This window comes from Limosilactobacillus difficilis, from assembly GCF_947387495.1.
Taxonomy (GTDB): domain Bacteria; phylum Bacillota; class Bacilli; order Lactobacillales; family Lactobacillaceae; genus Limosilactobacillus; species Limosilactobacillus difficilis.
This window is the reverse complement of record NZ_CANDNU010000001.1, coordinates 21,026-40,071: the sequence shown is the minus strand read 5'-3', so window position 1 is coordinate 40,071 and position 19,046 is coordinate 21,026. Positions and strand designations below refer to the sequence as shown.

Here is a 19,046-nt window from a genome sequence, read left to right as displayed (position 1 = left end):
ATTAACTTTCCTCCGTTTTGAGTTGTTGTTGCTGAGCATACAACTGCACGAGTTTCGCAGTTAATGTTGTTTCAAGATCGTCATTGTGAACCGCACTGGCTTCTTGTAAGGCTGCCTTGGTCTTTTCAATTTGAGCGTCCAAAGGAACCTTTTGTGTCAAGAAGCGAACCAGATCATCAAAAGCCCGCTCACTAAGGACTTGTTTATTTGACCGGGCTTGAATAGAAGCCAATAACGCCTTTAAATTAGCATCCGGCAGCTTTGCCATTAAGTCATCAGGCCGAACCAAACGATCCGGAGCTGTTGCCTGGACCTGCTGAAAAATGTGGTATAGCTGATCATATGATCGATCCGGAAAACTAAATTGTGCGGCATTCGCTCGTAAACGTTCATAGCTACCATCATCAGCCAGCAAGGAATAAAACAGCATCTGCTCCGCCTGCTCCGTCTGGCTAGGCTGATCTGCCACTGCGGTATCAATCTGGGGTGTGGCTCGCCCGTTTTGCCTAGCAAAATGACGATGCACTGTCTGGTGTTCACTCCCACCCCGCCGGTGCAAAATAGTCTGTAACTGGGCCGCCAAGGCTTGAGAATCTAATTTGAATTCCTGAGCTAACTGCTGAACATACATGTCACGACCAAGGGGATCTTTCTCCGTTGCTACCACCGCTAAAGCGGCATTGAGGTAGCTTAGCCGTTCCGCTTGGTTGGTCAGGTCTAAACCTCGCCGTAGATAGCGAAGCTGAAAACTCACCGGCGATTCCTCATGGTGGTTCAAAAACTGGCGAAATTGGGCTCCCCCATATTTCTGGATATACTCATCAGGATCAATCCCTGCCGGCAACTGAACTACCCGCAGAGTCAAAGGACGTCGGGCTTCTTGGTTAATCAGCTTCAGTGCCCGGTTGATGGCATTTTGCCCAGGATCGTCGCCATCATAGCAAATATCAAGCTGGGCCGTTGTCGACACAATCAATTGGACCTGCTCTCCAGTAAAACTCGTTCCCATCGAGGCAACCCCATTCTTGACACCAGCGCTAAAAGCCGAAATAACATCCATGAATCCTTCAAATAGGATTAGTTTGCCTGCCTTGCGCGCAGCCGTTTTTGCCTGATCGTAATTAAACAATAGCTGACTTTTGTCGAAAATTGGCGTATCCGGACTGTTTAAGTACTTCGGCAGATCCGTGCCCCGCGTCGTTAGCAATCGCCCAGAGAAGGCGATCACTTGGCCGTTACCATTTAGGATTGGGAACATCAGCCGATTGATAAAACGATCAGTCAGTTCCTCTGCATCACCCCGTCCAGTCGTAAACAGGCCTGATTGGCGAAGCAACTGGTAATCAACCTTCTTCTCGGTAAAATACTGCTTTAAAATCCGCTGTTCAGGAGCAAAACCAATGTGAAACTGGTCGATCATCTCACGCGTCATTCCGCGCCGCTTTAAATAGCGACGGCCAGGCTCACCCGCAGCGGTATGCATCAAGACATGATGGTAAAGCTCCATTGCCTGCTGTTGAAGACTTACAAGCTGGTGATAACGAGAAGAGGCTCCAGAATTTGTTTTCTTCTCAGTCTGGGCTTGCCAGTCCGCTGGCATCGAAAGATGAGCAAAGTTTGCCACTTCGGCGAGGGCTTCGGCAAAGGATTCGTTTTTGAGATCCTCCAAAAAGGTGAAAACATCCCCACCACGGTGACAACTGAAACAATAGAAAAATTGCTTTTTTTCGTCGACCGAAAAGGAAGGGGTTCGCTCATCATGGAAAGGGCAAAGCGCCATTAAGGATTTACCAGCTGGCCGAAGCTGGACATACTGGCCAATAACATCAGCAATGTCAACGGTGTTACGAACGGTGTCCACAAAATCTTTTGAAACACGAGCCACGCACTCACCCCTCTTAACTTGATTATTAGCACAGAAAGGTCGCCTTCTAATACGAACGCGACCTTCCCCTTATTTACCACGAAAGGCAAAAAAGCGCCACTAAGGGCATACTAATTTGCCAATGCTATTTTAATTTACTACTTGACAATCAATTTGTCAAGGTTACCGAATTCCTCCGTCATATGAGCAATGATACTGAGTTGGGCCAGCCGGTTGTGCCGAACAGCTTCATCCTTAGCCATGATCATATTGTCATCAAAGTATTTTGTGATAACTGGCTCCAAAGCCAAAAGGCCATCAAGGTGTTGAGCCAGACTCTGCTGAGCAAATTTTGCTTGCAGCTCTTTAGTTGCAGTCAGCAACTGCTGTTCTGAATCGGCTTCAAAGTGCTGCGGGTCAATGTGCCAGTCATCTGGAGCCAGTTTGCCCTTCTTTGCCAGCCGGCAAACCCGAGTTAGTGCCTCAATTGCTCCCTTAAAGTCCGGCTTATCTTTCCGTTCATCCAAGGCCTTAGCAGCTTCAATCACAGCATCGATGTCATTTTGCCGGGTAGCAGTCACAGCGTCAACGATGTCATGCCGCAACTTTTCGCCGTGGAAGAGCTGGCGTAAGCGGTCCAGGAAGAACTCGCGCACATCACGAGCGTGTTTGGCAAAGTCCAGCTGGTTGGCAACTCCTGCTTGCTTCAAAGCGTCACTGTACTGCTGGCTCATATCCATCAATGGCACTTGCCAGCCCCGCGAAGCGATAATACGAACGATTCCGTAAGCTTGCCTGCGCAAAGCATAAGGGTCATTGGAACCACTCGGAATCATGTTGACCGCAAAAAAGCTCATGATGCTATCAAGCTTATCCGCAATTGAAAGGACAGTCCCGACAGTCGTATGCGGCAGCGCTCCCTCCGCTGATACCGGCATGTACTGTTCCTGAATGGCCGTGGCAACCGCGTCATCTTCACCCTGCAGGCGGGCGTAAATATCACCCATGTAGCCCTGCAATTCGGCAAATTCACCGACCATTTGGGTAGTTAAGTCAAACTTGTAGATTTGGCTAGCCCGCTTGAGGTCCGTCAATTCCTGGTCAGATAAGCCAACCTGCTTGCCGATTAACTGAGCCAAGACAGTCACCCGGGCTAATTTTTCGGCCATCGAACCGATTTTGTCGTGGAAGCTGACCCGCTTTAAGCGTTCAACATACTGGCTGATGGTGATTTTTTGATCTTCCTGGTAGAAAAACTTGGCATCTTCCAAGCGGGGAACCAAGACCCGTTCATTACCCTTGATGACGTTAGCGAGGTGCTTTTCATTACCATTGCGAACAGAGATGAAGTGTGGCAAGAGCTTGCCATCATCGCCACGAACACAGAAGAAACGCTGATTATCCCGCATCGAAGTGATCAAAACCACTTCAGGCAATTCCAGGTACTTGGGATCAAAGTCACCCGCAAAAGCGGTCGGCCATTCAACCAAGTTGTTAACTTCTTCTAACAGATTATCGTCACGATCAACATCCCACTTGTGGGCGGCAGCAATTTGGTGAATCTGATCAACAATCAATTGCTTTCGCTGGGCTTGGTCGGCGATCACAAAGTCATCCTTCAGTGCTGCTTCGTAATCACTAGCCTGCTTCAAATCAAGATTATGACCAAGGAACCGGTGACCGCGGGTCGTCCGACCAGCAGTAACATCCAAGATCTTAAACGGAACGACTTGGTCATTCAAAAGTGAAACGAGCCAACGAATTGGCCGGATAAATTGGAGGTTATTGTAGCCCCACTTCATCAAAGTCGGAAAAGTCATCGCGGTGATGACACTTGGCAGTCCCTGCAGGACTTTTGCCACCGGCTTGCCCGCAATATGCTTTTCAACAAAGACGTATTCAACACCCTTAACTTCCTTGAATTCAATATCATCAACCGTTGCGCCCTGACCACGGGTAAAACCGATTGCCGCTTTGGTCCAATTGCCATCAGCATCCTGGGCAATCTTTTTGGCTGGGCCTTTAACTGACTCGTCAATGTCAGGCTGTTCATCACTCAGACCTGAGATGAGCAGAGCCAGCCGCCGCGGAGTAGCAAATTCTTTGATCTGATCAAAAGAAATGCGTTCTTCTTTGAGGTAGTTAGCAACTCGCTGGTGCAGCTGCTTGATACTTGGTGTGACCACATGGGCAGGCATCTCTTCTACGCCGACTTCTAGTAAATACGTATTAGCCATGATTACTTATCCCCCTTGTGCTGTTTCTTGGCCCGTTGCTTGGCTTTTTCCGCCTTCTTGGTGTATTCGGCCAGCGTCTTTTGCCGGAGCTGATCATCGTGAATCAGCGGGAAGCCACGCTTGCGCCGTTCCTCAACGAAGGCTTTGGCAATCGACTTTGCCATGATCCGGATACGGTGCAAATAACCAGCCCGTTCAGTAACGGAAACCGCGCCCCGCGCATCCAGGAGGTTAAAGGTATGACTGCATTTCAAAACGTAATCATAGGCGGGGTGAACCAAGCCAAGCTTAATCAGCCGCTTGGCTTCTGCCTCATAATCATGAAAGGCTTGCAGAAGCATTTCCTGGTTACTTTCTTCAAAGGCATACTTTGAATGCTCATATTCCGGCTCTTTGAAAATATCGCCGTATTTGACGCCATCCGCCCATTCTAGATCGAAGACGGAATCAACATTTTGAATATACTCTGCTAGCCGTTCCAAACCATAAGTAACTTCAGAAGCAACGGGGTTCATCGGCAACTCCCCCACTACTTGGAAGTAGGTGAACTGGGTAACTTCCATCCCGTCTAGCCAGATTTCCCAACCGACACCGGCACAACCCATCGACGGATTTTCCCAGTTGTCTTCAACAAAACGGATGTCGTGTTCTTGTGGCTTGATTCCCAATTCTTCCAGGCTTCCCAGATAAAGGTCTTGGATGTTTTCCGGCGATGGCTTCATGATCACCTGGAATTGGTGGTGTTGGTAGAGCCGGTTCGGATTTTCCCCATAACGACCATCTGCTGGCCGCCGTGAAGGTTCCACGTAAGCCGCATTCCAGGGTTCCGGCCCAATTGCCCGTAAGAAAGTATACGGACTCATCGTCCCGGCACCCTTCTCAGTATCATAGGCCTGCATCAACATGCAGCCCTGCTTGGCCCAATATTGTTCTAGTGTGAAAATAATGTCTTGCACACTCAGTGTCTTTGCCATCAAGATCCTTCCTTTCAAAAAAAGCCCTGCAACAGCCAAGTTACACTAACCTGGTTGTTGCAGGGACGAATTCAAATTCGCGGTTCCACCCTGCTTTTCCGCTCGACGCGAAACAGCTTCATTCAATAACTCCGAAGTGCCACACTGAAACAGAACCACGCGGCTCCCACTAACCCGCACTCGCTGAGGTCTGCATCCAATCTAATCTCCATCAATGCTATTTTCTTGATTTAAATGTGAACGTCATCATCATAGAAAAAAATCGAGCCCTTGTCAATTCTTGCGCGGATTTAATTTCAGCCGACGGTCCCACTCGTGCATCTGCTGAATATACCGTTTGCTCTTGAGATGCAGGCCGGCTTCGTCGTCATAAATGGTATCGATCAACTGACGCAAATCTGCCTTCGTCCATGAATCAACGTCAATAGCATCTACTCGTCGCAAGTCAATCCGCGCCAAGAGGGCTAGATAAGCGGCGGTCTTTTGGCGGAGATGCAAGCAGCGGGGGTCTTGACTCCAGTGGTTAGCACATAACATCCCCCCAAATTCTTCCGAAAATGCCATTGCTAAGTCAGAACGGCCGCAAATCACACAACGGTCCCAAACCGGCGCCAACCCGAAACGCCCGAGCAATCGAATTTCCATCACATTGACGATAATCTGCGGATCCCGGCCTTTCTCCATTAACTCAAGTGCCGCTTTGACCTGATCGTACCAGCCACCGAGAACCTGCCGATCATCAAAGGCGACATCGACCAAAGCAAGCAAATAGGTCGCATAAGCATTGGCGAGAAGATCATCGGCAATGTGACGATACATTTGATAATGGTCCACCGCCGTAAGGTAACTTAGGCCGTGACTGTGGATCGATCCTAAGTATTGACCATGGCAGAGGGGCTGGACCGCTCCGGCTAGCTTTGCCCGCGGCCGTTTGGCACCCCGCGCTAGAAACATCACTGGTCCGGCCTGTTTGGTTAATATCTTTACGAGGAGGTCATGCTCGCGATAAGCACGTTGCGACATGATGATGCCAGACAGCCGTTGGATCGGCATTTAATCATCTCCCAGCAAGCAAAATCTAATAATCCTGGTTGCGATAACCATATTCCTTCAGTAACGATGATTTATCCCGCCATTTGGGAACGACTTTGACCCACAGCTGCAAAAAGACATGGCTGCCCAGCAAAGCTTCAATATCCTGTCGTGCCAAAAACCCAATCTTCTTCAGCTTTTGACCACCCTTGCCAATGATTATGCCCTTTTGCCCTGGCCGTTCGACAACGATGTTCGCGCTAATGTGGACCTGATCCGTCTCAGAACTCTTGACGCTGGTTACGTCGACAGCCACCGAGTGGGGGACTTCCTGCCGGGTCAGCTTGAAGACCTTTTCCCGAATAATTTCCGCAATCACGAAACGCTCTGGGTGGTCACTGACCTGATCAGCCGGATAGTACTGCGGGCCCTCTGGCATGGTCTTAACTAGCGTTGCCAAGAGTTGATCGACATTATTGCCGTTCAAAGCCGAAATCGGGATTACCCCCGCAAAGTCCATCCCTTGCTGGTAGTCAGCGACAATCTTCGGCAAATCGTTTGGGTGAACCGCATCAATCTTGTTAACCACTAAGTAAATCGGCTTTTTGACCTTATCGAGAACGTGGTCGACGATAAACTGGTCGCCCATCCCCCGCTTGTCGGCAGCACTGACGATATACAAGACTGCATCCACTTCATCTAAGGCTGAATAGGTCGACCGTTCCATAAAGTCGCCAAGTTTGGTCTGTGGTTTGTGAACTCCAGGGGTATCGATAAAGACAAGCTGAGCGTCCTTCGTCGTATACACGCCTTGAATCTTATTCCGAGTCGTCTGAGCGACGTCGCTCATAATTGCCACTTTTTGTCCGATAACCTGGTTCAAAAGGGTTGACTTACCGACATTGGGCCGGCCAATCAAGGCAACAAACCCCGAACGAAAACCATGTTCTTCTCTCATTTTCTAAAACTCCTTTAAAAATTTTAGCAGGGCAGGCACGAAAATAATTAAACCGATGATTAACGCCAAAAAAGCGACCAGGATAACCATTCCGGCCGCTGCATCCTTAATTTTTTTGACCAGGGGATCAAAGCGTGATCCCACCACTAAGTCACACAACCACTCAGTAATGGTGTTGAGCATCTCAGCAGCCAAAACGGCAACGATGGCTGTCACTAACCACAGCCAATCTAGACAGGATACCTTCAGCAGTCCACCGGCAAGTACCACCAGCACAGCACTTGTTAAATGAAAGCGCATATTGCGCTCACTGGTGATCACATCCTCAATACCTTGAAGTGCATGTCCTACCGCCTGCCCCAAATGACGGTTTTTAGCAGTCTGTCTTTTATCTTTCAAGGCCATAAGAGTCCAAAATTTCCCGTTGCAAGGTAAACATCTTCTTTTCGTCAGCAGCTTGTTCGTGGTCATAGCCGTTGAGGTGAAGAAAGCCGTGGACGCACAAAAAGCCTAGCTCACGTTCCGGTGAATGGCCCAAAAATTTGGCCTGTTCGGGCACTTTATCAATACAAATAAAGAGGTCCCCGAGGTTTTCCGGCAACTCAGCTTTCAATTCGGCCGGCATGATAATTTGGCTCTCGTCGCTATCGTCCTCGGCTGCAAAGCTAATTACGTCCGTGGCTCGATCAACACCTCGGTAACGCTTGTTCAGTTCCTTGATTTCCGGATTACGAACAAAGGTTAATGACATCTGAACGTCGGGTGCTAAATGGAGATAGTCAGCCGCGTAATTCAGTAATTTTTTGGCTAGTGTACTCTGCTCCGTAGTTAAAAGACCATCTGTGTGATCAAAGATTGTTAGATCCATGTTAATGCTCCTGTTTGCTTCCCGCTTCTTCATAAGCGGTAATGATCCGCGCAACAACTGGGTGCCGGACAACATCATCAGCCGTGAAGTGGACAAAGTCAATCGACTTGATATTGGCCAAAATGTGCTGAGCACTAATCAAGCCACTTCGCGTCCCATGGGGCAAATCGATTTGCGAAACGTCACCGTTGACCACCATTTTGGAGCCAAAGCCCAGCCGGGTCAAAAACATCTTCATCTGGGCATTGGTCGTGTTTTGGGCCTCATCCAAAATCACAAAGGCGTTATCCAATGTCCGACCACGCATATAAGCCAGCGGAGCAATTTCGATCGTATCACGCTCCATCAACCGTTCGACATGATCTGCTCCCAAAATTTCGTTTAACGCATCGTAGATCGGCCGCAAGTAAGGGTCAACTTTTTCCTTGAGATCCCCCGGCAAAAAGCCTAGTGATTCGCCAGCTTCAACGGCTGGCCGGGTCAAGATAATCCGTTCGACTTCACCACGCTTGAGAGCGGCAACAGCCATTGCAACGGCTAAATAAGTCTTCCCCGTTCCGGCCGGGCCAATCCCAAAAGTGATGTCATTCTCCTTCATCGCATGAACGTACTGCCGCTGGCCAAAATTTTTAACGCGAATTGCTCGCCCCCGGCGGTCCTTAATGATTAATTCATTGTACAATTCAGTAAAATATTCGAGCGTTCCCCGGTGAGCCATCTTCATGGCACTGACGATGTCGGTGCTGCTAATCATGATTCCCTGTTCCAGTAGCTTAACTAATTGGTCCAGGACATCGACGGTTAACTTCACATCAACTTGGTCGCCGATGATGGTCAAATGATCCCCAAAGGGGTTAACCGTCACCCGCATCCCACTCTCCAGGAGAGCAACATACTTGTCCTGGGCACCCAACAAGCCGATTTCGACCTGTGGACTATCGAGCCGATAACTTTGTTCATATGATCCTGATTGTTCTTCGCTCAAAGATTGTGGTCCCCTTTTCTGTCGGTTAGATAACCGCAAAAATCTTTATTTATTATAGCATAAGGCGTCCTGTTTCCTGCAGAAAATGCGCTCAAAAAGGGCCCCGTCGCCAAAACGGGGCCCTAATTCAATTAAACGCGCTCTATTGCAACATTGCCTTGACAGTTTGGTTGACAATTTTTCCATCAGCACGACCGTTGAGCTTCTTCATCGCAGCTCCCATGACCTTACCGAAATCCTTCATGCTTTGAGCATCAACGTCCTTAATCGTTTGCGCGATCACAGCCTTGACTTCATCTGCCGACATCTGCGCTGGCATATATTTTTCAACGACCTTGAGCTCTTTTTCGGTCTTTTCAATCAGGTCGTCACGACCAGCCTTTTTAAAGTCAGCCAGGGAGTCCTTGCGTTGCTTGTCTTCCCGCTTGAGAACGGCTAATTCTTCATCAGCTGACAAGTCATGGCCCTTTTCAATCTGTTCGTTTTTGACTGCGGCCTTCAGCATCCGAACAACTTCCAGAGTGTCCTTATCGTGATCCTTCATCGCCTTGATCATATCTTTTTGTAAAGTAGCTAATAAACTCATTTGATTGCCTCCCAAAAATAAAAGCCCCTGCCGAATGAAACATTCGTTCAGGAGCTTTCCAGCTTGCAAGCTTAGTAACGGCGACGCCGCTTGTTCTTCCGCTTCCGAGCCGCCTCTGATTTCAACTTACGTTTTACGCTTGGCTTTTCGTAGAATTCACGTTTGCGATATTCGCGAAGAGTGCCATTGCGTGAAACTGAGCGTTTAAAGCGTCGAAGAGCGTCGTCTAACGATTCATTCTTGCGAACGACTGTTTTTGACATCAGATATCCCTCCCTCCGAGCTAAAAATGCGTAATTGCCGCGGCCAGATCGACAATCTGGCCTTACCACTACAGGTACCAGTATACCCACTGGCATTTCCACCGTCAACAGCTGATTTTATTTTTTTACAATCGATTGGCGAAACTTCAAAAAAAGTGGTTAATCTTTAGGGTTCTTATCCTTTTGGTCCTTAATGATCAAGTGGGATTCATCCAGTTGTTCCTGGGTGATCTCACCTGGGGCCTCGGTCATCGGTTCAACAGCCTTGGAGTTCTTTGGGAACGGAATAACGTCCCGGATATTTTCAGCCTTGGCCAGTAACATCACATAACGGTCCAGGCCAAACGCTAAACCACCTTCTGGCGGCATCCCCATCTGCAAAGCATGAATCAGAAAGCCAAAGTTTCGTTCGGCTCGTTCCTTAGTAAAGCCTAACGCCTTCAAAACCTTTTCTTGGACTTCAGGCTGATGAATCCGGATTGAACCACCGCCAATTTCGTGGCCGTTTAAGATAATATCATAACTTTGCGCGTGCGCTTTGTGCGGGTCTTCACCCGGTTCAAGGTAGTGCAAATCTTCTTCATTCAGCATTGTGAATGGGTGGTGGGCAGCAATCCAGCGACCCCGACCTTCGTCATATTCAAACATCGGCCAGTTAACAACCCACAAGTAATTCCACTTGTTGTAGTCGATCATTCCCAGCTCATGGGCAAAGTTTTCCCGCAGGTAGCCCAGCGCGCCACAAACAACCTGGAAACTGCCGGCAACGAAGAGCAGGAGATCGCCTTCATTAGCATTCAAACGCGCATTCAGCTGGTCACTAGAATCTTTTAAGAATTTAGCAACCGGTCCGGAATAACCATCGGCAGTTACCTTAACCCAGGCCAGTCCCTTGGCATGGAAACGTTTGATGTAATCTTCTTTTTCACTGATCTTTTTGCGTGAGTATTTATCCGCCCCACCCGGAACACAGATAGCGCGGACGTAGTTGCCGTCGGCCACTGTCTTGGCAAAGACCTTGAAACTACTGTCTTTGACCAGGTCAGAAACGTCGGTGATCAGCATGTCAAAACGAGTGTCTGGTTTGTCAGTTCCGTAACGGTCCATCGATTCCTGCCACTCCATCCGCGGGAATGGTGTCTTGACGTCAACATCTAACACATCCTTCATGATCTTCTTGATCAAGCCTTCCGTTTCAGTTTGGATGTCTTCCGCTGTTGCAAAACTCATCTCGGTATCAATTTGCGTAAATTCCGGCTGGCGATCGCCCCGCAAGTCTTCGTCACGGAAGCAACGTGCCAGCTGGTAATATTTGTCAACCCCTGCCGCCATCAGAAGCTGCTTGAACAACTGTGGAGACTGCGGCAAAGCGTAGAAGTGTCCCGGATAAACCCGTGAAGGTACGACATAGTCCCGGGCCCCTTCCGGCGTCGAACGGGTCAAATCAGGCGTTTCGATATCCATAAAGCCTTCTGAGTCGTAATAGTGATGAACTACGCTCGTCACTTTGCTCCGGATCTTTAAGTAGCGCATCATTTCAGGCCGCCGCAGGTCAAGGTAACGATACTTCAGACGCAGGTCTTCACTGGCGTCCACCTTATCTTCGATGGCAAACGGTGGCGTCTGTGACTTGGCCAGGATATTAATCGTGTCCACCACGACTTCGATCTTGCCTGTTGGGATATCTGGATTCGGGTCCTTACGCATCCGCACCTTGCCTGATACTTCGATAACGTATTCACTCCGGCAAGAATCAGCAACCTTGAAGGCTTCTTCATTTTCCTGCTCGTTAAAGACCAGTTGAACGATTCCTTCCCGATCCCGCAAGTCAATGAATACCAGACCACCCAGGTTGCGTTGCTTAGCAACCCAGCCCTTCAGGACTACCGTTTGACCTACTTGGTTTTCAGAAGTTAGACCGGCATAATTGGTCCGCTTCACGATGATTATCCCCTTTCACATTCCTGAAAATACTTTGCAAAATCAGCCAGCAGATCACTGATAGCGACCCGCTTGTCTTCCTGGTGACCGACCCGCAGACGAACCGTCTGGTCTGCCAAGTCTTTTTGGCCAAGGATCACAATCAACTTGGCTTTTTCCCGGAAGGCGTTCTTCATCTGGGTCTTGAATTTGCGCCCTTCGTAGTCTCGTTCGGCTCGCAAACCGGCGTCACGTGCGGCTTCAACCAGCTGCAGGGCTGGTAGATTGGTGCCCTCACCATCGTTGATCACGTAAACATCTAAGCCAGACTGCTGGCCAAGACTGATTCCTTCATCTTCTAACAGTAAAAGCAAGCGTTCCAAACCGATCCCAAAGCCGATTCCGGGCGTCTCCGGGCCGCCTAATTGTTCAACCAAACCGTTGTAACGACCCCCACCGCAGATAGTTGTGTAGCCACTACCTAAGGACTTCGCTTTAACCATGATTTCAAAAATCGTGTGGTTGTAGTAATCGAGTCCCCGCACCATGGTCGGATCAACAACGTAGGAAATCCCCAATTTGTCCAGCATCGTTTTCACCGTTTCAAAGCGCTGGCTTGCTTCCGGGGTCAGGTAATCCAAAATCGACGGGGCATCAGCGACAAACTGCTTATCCCGCTTATCCTTACTGTCGAGGACCCGCAAAGGATTCTTTTCCATTCGCTCTTGTGAATCTGGACTCAGTTCGTCAAAGTGCGGTTTCAGATAGTCAACGAGGGCTTTGTGGTAATCATCCCGTGACTTTTTATCACCGAGAGTGTTGATTGCTACCCGCAGATCGTGCAAGCCAATCTGCTTGAAAAGACGCATTGCCATCGTGATGACTTCAACATCCATTGCTGGATTTTCGCTGCCGAAAGCTTCCACCCCGATCTGATGGAATTCACGTTGCCGTCCAGATTGGGGACGCTCATAACGAAACATTGGACCCATGTAGTAAACCTTGTAAGGTTTCTGATATTCCGGTCCGTACAGTTTATTTTCAACAAAGGCCCGCACTACCCCTGCAGTTCCTTCGGGCCGCAAAGCAATGTGCCGACCGCCCTTGTCGTCAAAATCATACATTTCCTTGGTAACAATGTCAGATGTATCACCCGATGAACGGGAGAAGACCTCATAATTTTCAAACATCGGGGTCCGAATGTTTTGGTAACCATAACGCTGAAAAATTTGACGAGCCGCATTTTCGACCCGCTCCCAGTTAGCGGAAGCCCCCGGCAAAATATCTGCCGTCCCGCGTGGACGTTGGTAACGCATGTTATTCCTCCTTAAAATTCTGCCAAAAAGAAAAACACCCTCGCAACTGCAAGGGTGCATTGATGCACGGTACCACCTTGGTATCACTCTTGGATAACGTCGTAACGACGGGGATTAACAGTCCCGACCTCCAAAGTGTCAAGCGGATAACCTTCCAGTAGGCTTTCACCAGACCCTACTCGCTAGTTTGAGGCTTGCCGCACATTCTTCTTCACTGGTCATTAATATCTTGTACGCTATTTAAGTTACCAGTTGCCCTGCGTCAAGTCAAGTCACAATCACTCCCAATTGGAAGAAGACGCTTGCAAAAGCCCACAGGTGTTTTAAAATCAAAAGCAGAAACTTCTGGCCGGGGGTGACGTCGTGAAGAAAAAACTGCCAAATTCGATCATCATCAGTGTCTTGCTAATCTTGTTAGCGCTGGTGTTGGTCTGGGGATTAAGCCGGCAAAAAACAGTCGACATCAAAACTGCCAACCTAAACATCCATCGTGGGCCTGGAATCGATTATCCGACCATTGACCATACCCAGCGACAACGCTACCATGTCATTAGCAAACGCAACGATTGGTATAAGATCCGCATTACAGACCACAAATACGGCTGGGTCGCCAGTTGGCTTGTTGACCGCAAGAAGCCACTGGGGCATGTGTCCCGTCTTTCTGAAGCGACGGTGGTCATCGATGCCGGCCACGGCGGGTCCGATTCAGGGGCAGAATATAAAGATTCCAAAAATTCTCGCTACATGGAAAAAACTTATACACTCCAGTTGGCAAAAAAGGTGGCCGCCGCCCTTCGCTTACGGGGTTGTCACGTGATCATGACGCGGGATAACGACCGTTATGTTGCCTTAAAGCCCCGGCCACAACTCGCCGAGAGTGCCCACGCCGATGCCTTTATCAGTTTCCACTATGATTCTTCACCCCAACGTAACGAAGGAACTGGGATCACGACTTATTATTACCACCGCGGAACTTCCAAGCAGCTAGCCGAAAGCTTGTCAGCACAGTTTGACAACCTTCCGTTGACCAATAAGGGGACTGATTTTGGAAACTTCCTGGTAATCAGGGACAATACACGGCCAGCAATTTTGTGCGAAATGGGCTATATTAATAGCCGTAAGGACTTCCACCACATCAAAAGTTTTTCCTATCAAGTTAAGGTTGCCAATGATGTTGTAAAAGGTCTCAACCAATTTTTTAAACAGTAAAAATCTAAGGAGATGCAGGAATGAGTCGATTAAACCATCAATGGATTAGTCAATTACCGATCAAAAACATCAAGAAGCTCAAGCCAGTTAGTGGTGGCGACATCAATGAAGCCTATCAAATCACCACTGATAGCCACCAATACTTCATGAAGGTTCAACCTCACAAAACGGCAAAGTATTTTGGACATGAAATTAACGGTCTCAAAGCTATGAGCAAGGCGATTCGCTGCCCCAAACCTTTATACAACGGGCAAATTAATGGGGACGCCTACCTCGTTTTAAACTGGGTGAATACCGGCTTCCAGGGCAGCCAAGCTGAACTGGGGCAGCTTGTTGCTAAACTGCATTCCCAGACTAATGACCGTTTTGGTTTTGTCGACAACCACGAAACTGGCGCCCTCAATAAGACCAACAACTGGGACGATAACTGGAGTCGCTTTTACGTTGAGCAGCGCTTGGAACCAGAAATCGATGCTTGCGAAAAGCTGGGCCGGTGGAACAAGTGGCGCCAGCAGCACATGGATCATATGATCAGTGCCTTTCAAAATTACTATCAAGAGCATTCTGTTGTCCCGAGCCTTTGCCACGGCGATCTTTGGTCCGGCAACTACATGTTCGACCAAGATGGTCACCCGCTTCTCATCGACCCTGACGCAGTTTATGCCGACCGGGAATATGATCTTGCCATGACAACCATCTTTGGCGGTTTTGACAGCGAATTTTATCAAGCCTACCAGCAAACTTTCCCCTTTGATGATGGCTTTCGTGACCGTTTGCAGTGGTATCGTTTCTTCTACCTCTGCTTGCATCTGATTCTCTTCGGCGAAACTTACGGCGGTTCAGTGGACGCAATCCTAGGTGGTTTTTAGTTGATTAAAAGCTAAATTATAAAGACCTCATGGCTTTCTTTTACAGGAGTCATGAGGTCTTCTTTGTCATCTATGCATCTTGTTCTTTTATTTTTCGTAGATAATTGTCGTCGGCCCATCATTTTCTAAAGCCACTTGCATATCAGCGCCAAAATGGCCGGTCTCCACATGAATCCCGGCCGCCGCGAGCTTCTTGTTGAAACGCTCATATAACGGTTCAGCAATGTCGGGACGGGCTGCCTTGGAGAAACCAGGACGGTTGCCGTGCTTGGTGTCCGCGTAGAGGGTAAATTGTGAAATCGACAGGATGGCACCCCCGACATCTTTTATGGAGTAATTCATTTTCCCATCCTTGTCTTCAAAGACGCGCAAATTCACGATCTTATGGACCAGGTAGTCAAGCTGCTCATCTGTGTCGGTCGGGGCAAAGCCAACCAGTAACATGTAACCCTGCTGGATTTGACCAACAACGCAACCCTTAATCGTAACGCTAGCGTGATTGACCTTTTGCAACACCACTCGCATAATCTGCCTCCTTAAGAGATTACCCGTTTCACAACGTAAACATCTGGGATATTCTTTAAAGCATCGATAATCAATTGCAGGTGCTTCAAATTGCGAACGCCAACCGACGCGTTGATCGTTGCCATCTTATTATGGTCTACTTTACCGTTAACCGATGTCAAATAACGCGTATTGTTATTGATTGAACGCAAGACATCGTTCAGCAGCCCACTGCGGTTATAACCCTGCACTTCGATATCAGCGTTGTAGTTGGTCTTATCACCTTCCGGACTATCCCAATAGACATTGACAATGCGTTGTCCATTGAGCTCGGCTTGTTTGATGTTCGGACAGTCGGCACGGTGCACTGAAATGCCCCGCCCCTTTGTAATGTAGCCGACAATTGGATCGCCAGGAACTGGATTACAGCAGTGTGATAACCGGGTCAACAGGTTGTCGACCCCTTCGACCACGACGCCGCCACCCCCTTTAGACATATGCTTAGCCTGGTTGTGGCTCGACTTGTCGACGGTTTGATGGTTCTCAAGAACTGCTTTTTGCTCGGCCCGTTCACGATCATCACGGCGTTGCTGTCGAATATCAGCCGTAAAGTGATTGGCAGCCCCCTTTGGGGTCGTATCTCCAAAACCGATCGACGCGTACATGTCATCAGCGGTCTTAAAATGCATCTTGGCAACAATTTCTTGTTCTTTGTCTGGCACCATTAAAGTGGCTGGTTCATAGCCACTCTCGTGCAGCTCACTTTCTACCAACTGACGCCCTCGCTGAATGTTTGCCGTACGGTTATGGACCCGGAAAAATTGCCGAATCTTGTTGCGCGCGCGCCGCGTTGAAACCAGATCAAGCCAGTCACGACTTGGCCCGGCCGACGACTGCGAAGTCAACATATCAACTATATCGCCGTTTTTGATTTCGTAATTGAGTGGAACAATGCGACCATTCACCTTCGCTCCAGTCGTATGGTTACCGACCTCAGTGTGAATCTGATAAGCCATATCCAAAGGGCCTGAACCTTTTGGCATTTCGATGACGTCCCCTTTCGGGGTAAAGGCGTAGACCTTGTCTGCAAAGACGTCGCTTTGAATCCCCTTGAGAAAGTCATCAGTCCCCTGTGACTCGCTCCGCATTTCTAGAATTTCCTTGACGACGTTAAGCTTCTGGGAGTCCTGACTAGCTTTGACACCCTTAAAATTACCTTCCTTGTATGCCCAGTGAGCCGCAACCCCGTATTCAGCCACTTGGTGCATGTGGTGTGTCCGAATTTGAATTTCCAGCGGCGTCCCCTGGGGGCCGATCACTGTTGTGTGCAGGGACTGATAGCCATTAGCCTTAGGCATCGCAATGTAATCCTTAAAGCGACCCGGCATCGGTTTCCAGGTTGTATGAATTGCGCCGAGGACGGCGTAACAATCCCGAATAGAATCGACGACCACCCGAACAGCCAAGAGGTCGTAAATCTGGCTAAATTGCTTGTGCTTCGTCACCATCTTATGGTAAATCGAGTAAATGTGCTTCGGGCGCCCGTAAATTTCGGTATTAGGGCCCAAATTCAAACCGCTAATCGCCTTTTTGATCTGTTCGATTGCCCGCTTGATATAATCGACCCGCTGATCCCGCCGGGAATTCATCAGATGAACAATCCGGTAATACTGTTGCGGATTGAGGTAGCGCAAAGAGAGGTCTTCAAGCTCCCACTTAATTGTGCTGATCCCCAAGCGATCAGCAATTGGGGCATAGATCTCTAACGTTTCGTTAGCGATGCGCCGTTGCTTATCCGGCCGCAGATGCTGCAATGTCCGCATATTATGCAAACGGTCAGCAAGCTTGACGATCATCACCCGGATATCCTTACTCATCGCAAGCAAGAGTTTCCGGTGAGTCGCCGCCATTTGTTCTTTATTCGACTTGTAGTGAATTTTGCTCAGCTTGGTGTCACCGTCGACGATCAGGGCCACGGTCGGCCCAAACAAAGTCTTGATGTCATCCAGGTTGGCGCCCGTATCTTCGACAATGTCGTGAAGGTAGCCAGCACAAACGGTATCGGGATCCATCCGCAAATTGGCTAAAATCCCGGCCACTTGAATCGGGTGAATAATGTAAGGTTCCCCCGATTTGCGTCGTTGATCGTGATGGGCCACAAAAGCAAAATGATAAGCCCGGTCAACCTTTTTGACGTGCTCCTCATTCATATACTTCTTGCAAAGATTGTGAACGTCATCTGCCGTCAGCTCTTTTAATTCTTCTGACATGATTGACGACCTCCTTTACTTTGTGCCCAGTGATGAACGCTTAATCGACCACGTTAAGTAGCTGACCCCTAGATAGAATAAGGCAAAGTACCAGGTATACTTGGGTGCGAACTGGTAGGCAGTAATGAAGAACAAAACCGGTAAAACAAAAAGCTGCCACCACTGGCCAGCCCGCTGTACCAAACGGTAACCCAGCCAAACACTTGCCAGGCCATTAATGGTAAACAAGAACCAGCCAACAAAAATGGCCTTTTTCAAGTGACCGAAGTGAATTAGCGGTTGCTTCTTTAACATGGGGATAATTAAACCGCAGATGATCACCACAATCCACCAGACCAGATCGAGATGTTGACTAATTGTTTGCCACTTTGCCTTCATAACACCAGCTCCTTCGCATTAGCTAATGGAAATATTCTACCACAGAACGCAGCGACTTTAACAGTTCAACAGCTCTAGCTGATAGGAAACCGCTGCCATCAAATACAGAGGCGCAGTCTCAGTCCGCAAAATCCGCGGACCTAACCCGACAGCAATCATTCCCGCGTCTTTCATTGCACTAACTTCCTCAGAAGTCAGCCCCCCTTCAGGTCCGAAAAGCGCCAGGAGACGCTGGTTTTTTTGTAGTTTTTGCAACTGCTGTGCCAGCTGGGCACGTTCGCCGCGTTTGGCCGATTCTTCCCATGCCACCAGGCTGACATTGGGTCGAGTTATTTGCAGCGCCTGCTGCCAATTGTCGGCATATGAAATCTTGGGAATGTAGTTACGGTGTGATTGTTCTGCTGCACCCTGGGCGATTTTTTGCAACCGCTGCAGCTTCTTTGCTCGTTTGTTGGCTTTCCACAGCGAAACAGAGCGCTGCGCGTTGAAGAAAACTATCTCACGTACTCCCAGTTCCGTGCTCTTTTGAACGATCCACGCGGGTTTTTCTTTGGTCTTCGGAATCCCGCAAGCGAGAATGGTTTCAACCGGCAACTCAGACTGATGCGGCAAGTTCTTGACCACCTGAACACAGCCCTGGTCGTCGATTAAACGCACCAGGTAAGTCTGGTGATCTTTTAATACTAATTCACACTCATCCCCGGCTACAGCCCGTAAGACCGTCAAAAAATGGTGACGAATGTCTGCTGGGAGTTGGAATTTCTTTTCTTGTGGTGATTGCTCAAGTAAAAAATAGTGTTGCATTTGACTCCC

General features: G+C 48.8%; 18 protein-coding genes. 2 read left to right on the top strand and 16 right to left on the bottom strand.

Going from position 1 to position 19,046, the window contains the following annotated elements; translation table 11 throughout:
- Window position 1 precedes the first annotated feature (1 nt).
- The 12 genes from dnaG to hisS form a co-directional block, all read right to left on the bottom strand.
- Window positions 2-1,885: a DNA primase gene (gene dnaG, locus QOR82_RS00180; RefSeq protein ID WP_283582748.1), complete on the bottom strand. Its 1,884-nt coding sequence runs from the start codon at window positions 1,883-1,885 to the stop codon at window positions 2-4.
- 137 nt (window positions 1,886-2,022) lie between these two features.
- Window positions 2,023-4,101, bottom strand: coding sequence for a glycine--tRNA ligase subunit beta (glyS, locus tag QOR82_RS00175; protein WP_283582747.1), 2,079 nt, complete (start codon window positions 4,099-4,101; stop codon window positions 2,023-2,025).
- A 2-nt stretch (window positions 4,102-4,103) separates the two neighbouring features.
- Window positions 4,104-5,075, bottom strand: a complete 972-nt coding sequence (gene glyQ, locus QOR82_RS00170) for a glycine--tRNA ligase subunit alpha (protein WP_283582746.1) — start codon at window positions 5,073-5,075, stop codon at window positions 4,104-4,106.
- Window positions 5,076-5,348: 273 nt separating this feature from the next.
- Entirely contained in the window at window positions 5,349-6,128 is a 780-nt protein-coding gene (gene recO / locus QOR82_RS00165) for a DNA repair protein RecO (RefSeq protein ID WP_283582745.1), read from the bottom strand.
- A 25-nt stretch (window positions 6,129-6,153) separates the two neighbouring features.
- On the bottom strand, window positions 6,154-7,065 hold the full coding sequence (era, locus tag QOR82_RS00160; protein WP_283582744.1) for a GTPase Era: 912 nt from the start codon (window positions 7,063-7,065) through the stop codon (window positions 6,154-6,156).
- A gap of 3 nt (window positions 7,066-7,068) precedes the next feature.
- Complete coding sequence (locus QOR82_RS00155; protein ID WP_283582743.1) at window positions 7,069-7,470, bottom strand: diacylglycerol kinase family protein; 402 nt, start codon at window positions 7,468-7,470, stop codon at window positions 7,069-7,071.
- Window positions 7,454-7,933: an rRNA maturation RNase YbeY gene (gene ybeY, locus QOR82_RS00150; protein WP_283582742.1), complete on the bottom strand. Its 480-nt coding sequence runs from the start codon at window positions 7,931-7,933 to the stop codon at window positions 7,454-7,456. Before ybeY ends, QOR82_RS00155 begins: the two co-directional genes overlap by 17 nt.
- A gap of 1 nt (window position 7,934) precedes the next feature.
- A complete protein-coding gene (locus tag QOR82_RS00145; RefSeq protein WP_283582741.1) occupies window positions 7,935-8,918 on the bottom strand; it encodes a PhoH family protein in 984 nt (327 codons plus the stop codon).
- 142 nt (window positions 8,919-9,060) lie between these two features.
- Window positions 9,061-9,504, bottom strand: a complete 444-nt coding sequence (locus QOR82_RS00140; RefSeq protein ID WP_283582740.1) for a GatB/YqeY domain-containing protein — start codon at window positions 9,502-9,504, stop codon at window positions 9,061-9,063.
- Window positions 9,505-9,575: 71 nt separating this feature from the next.
- Window positions 9,576-9,767: a 30S ribosomal protein S21 gene (gene rpsU, locus QOR82_RS00135; RefSeq protein ID WP_102281405.1), complete on the bottom strand. Its 192-nt coding sequence runs from the start codon at window positions 9,765-9,767 to the stop codon at window positions 9,576-9,578.
- Window positions 9,768-9,926: 159 nt separating this feature from the next.
- Entirely contained in the window at window positions 9,927-11,708 is a 1,782-nt protein-coding gene (gene aspS, locus QOR82_RS00130) for an aspartate--tRNA ligase (RefSeq protein WP_283582739.1), read from the bottom strand.
- Window positions 11,709-11,713: 5 nt separating this feature from the next.
- Window positions 11,714-13,003 (bottom strand): histidine--tRNA ligase, encoded by a 1,290-nt coding sequence (gene hisS, locus QOR82_RS00125; RefSeq protein WP_283582738.1) that lies wholly within the window; start codon window positions 13,001-13,003, stop codon window positions 11,714-11,716.
- 363 nt (window positions 13,004-13,366) lie between these two features.
- Between hisS and QOR82_RS00120 the strand changes: the two genes are divergently transcribed.
- The gene (locus QOR82_RS00120; RefSeq protein WP_283582737.1) at window positions 13,367-14,212 is read left to right on the top strand and encodes an N-acetylmuramoyl-L-alanine amidase; all 846 of its coding nucleotides are present in this window, start codon (window positions 13,367-13,369) and stop codon (window positions 14,210-14,212) included.
- Between the two features lie 20 nt (window positions 14,213-14,232).
- Complete coding sequence (locus QOR82_RS00115; RefSeq protein WP_283582736.1) at window positions 14,233-15,081, top strand: fructosamine kinase family protein; 849 nt, start codon at window positions 14,233-14,235, stop codon at window positions 15,079-15,081.
- 87 nt (window positions 15,082-15,168) lie between these two features.
- On the opposite strand, the gene dtd is transcribed toward QOR82_RS00115, so the two are convergent.
- The 4 genes from dtd to QOR82_RS00095 are packed head-to-tail and all read right to left on the bottom strand — an operon-like array spanning window position 15,169 to window position 19,037.
- Complete coding sequence (dtd, locus tag QOR82_RS00110) at window positions 15,169-15,606, bottom strand: D-aminoacyl-tRNA deacylase (protein WP_283582735.1); 438 nt, start codon at window positions 15,604-15,606, stop codon at window positions 15,169-15,171.
- An 11-nt stretch (window positions 15,607-15,617) separates the two neighbouring features.
- Complete coding sequence (locus QOR82_RS00105; protein WP_283582734.1) at window positions 15,618-17,855, bottom strand: RelA/SpoT family protein; 2,238 nt, start codon at window positions 17,853-17,855, stop codon at window positions 15,618-15,620.
- A gap of 15 nt (window positions 17,856-17,870) precedes the next feature.
- Window positions 17,871-18,233 carry a hypothetical protein gene (locus QOR82_RS00100; RefSeq protein WP_283582733.1) on the bottom strand — a complete coding sequence of 121 codons (363 nt, stop codon included), beginning with the start codon at window positions 18,231-18,233 and terminating at the stop codon, window positions 17,871-17,873.
- Between the two features lie 57 nt (window positions 18,234-18,290).
- Window positions 18,291-19,037, bottom strand: coding sequence for an RsmE family RNA methyltransferase (locus QOR82_RS00095; protein WP_283582732.1), 747 nt, complete (start codon window positions 19,035-19,037; stop codon window positions 18,291-18,293).
- Window positions 19,038-19,046 lie beyond the last annotated feature (9 nt).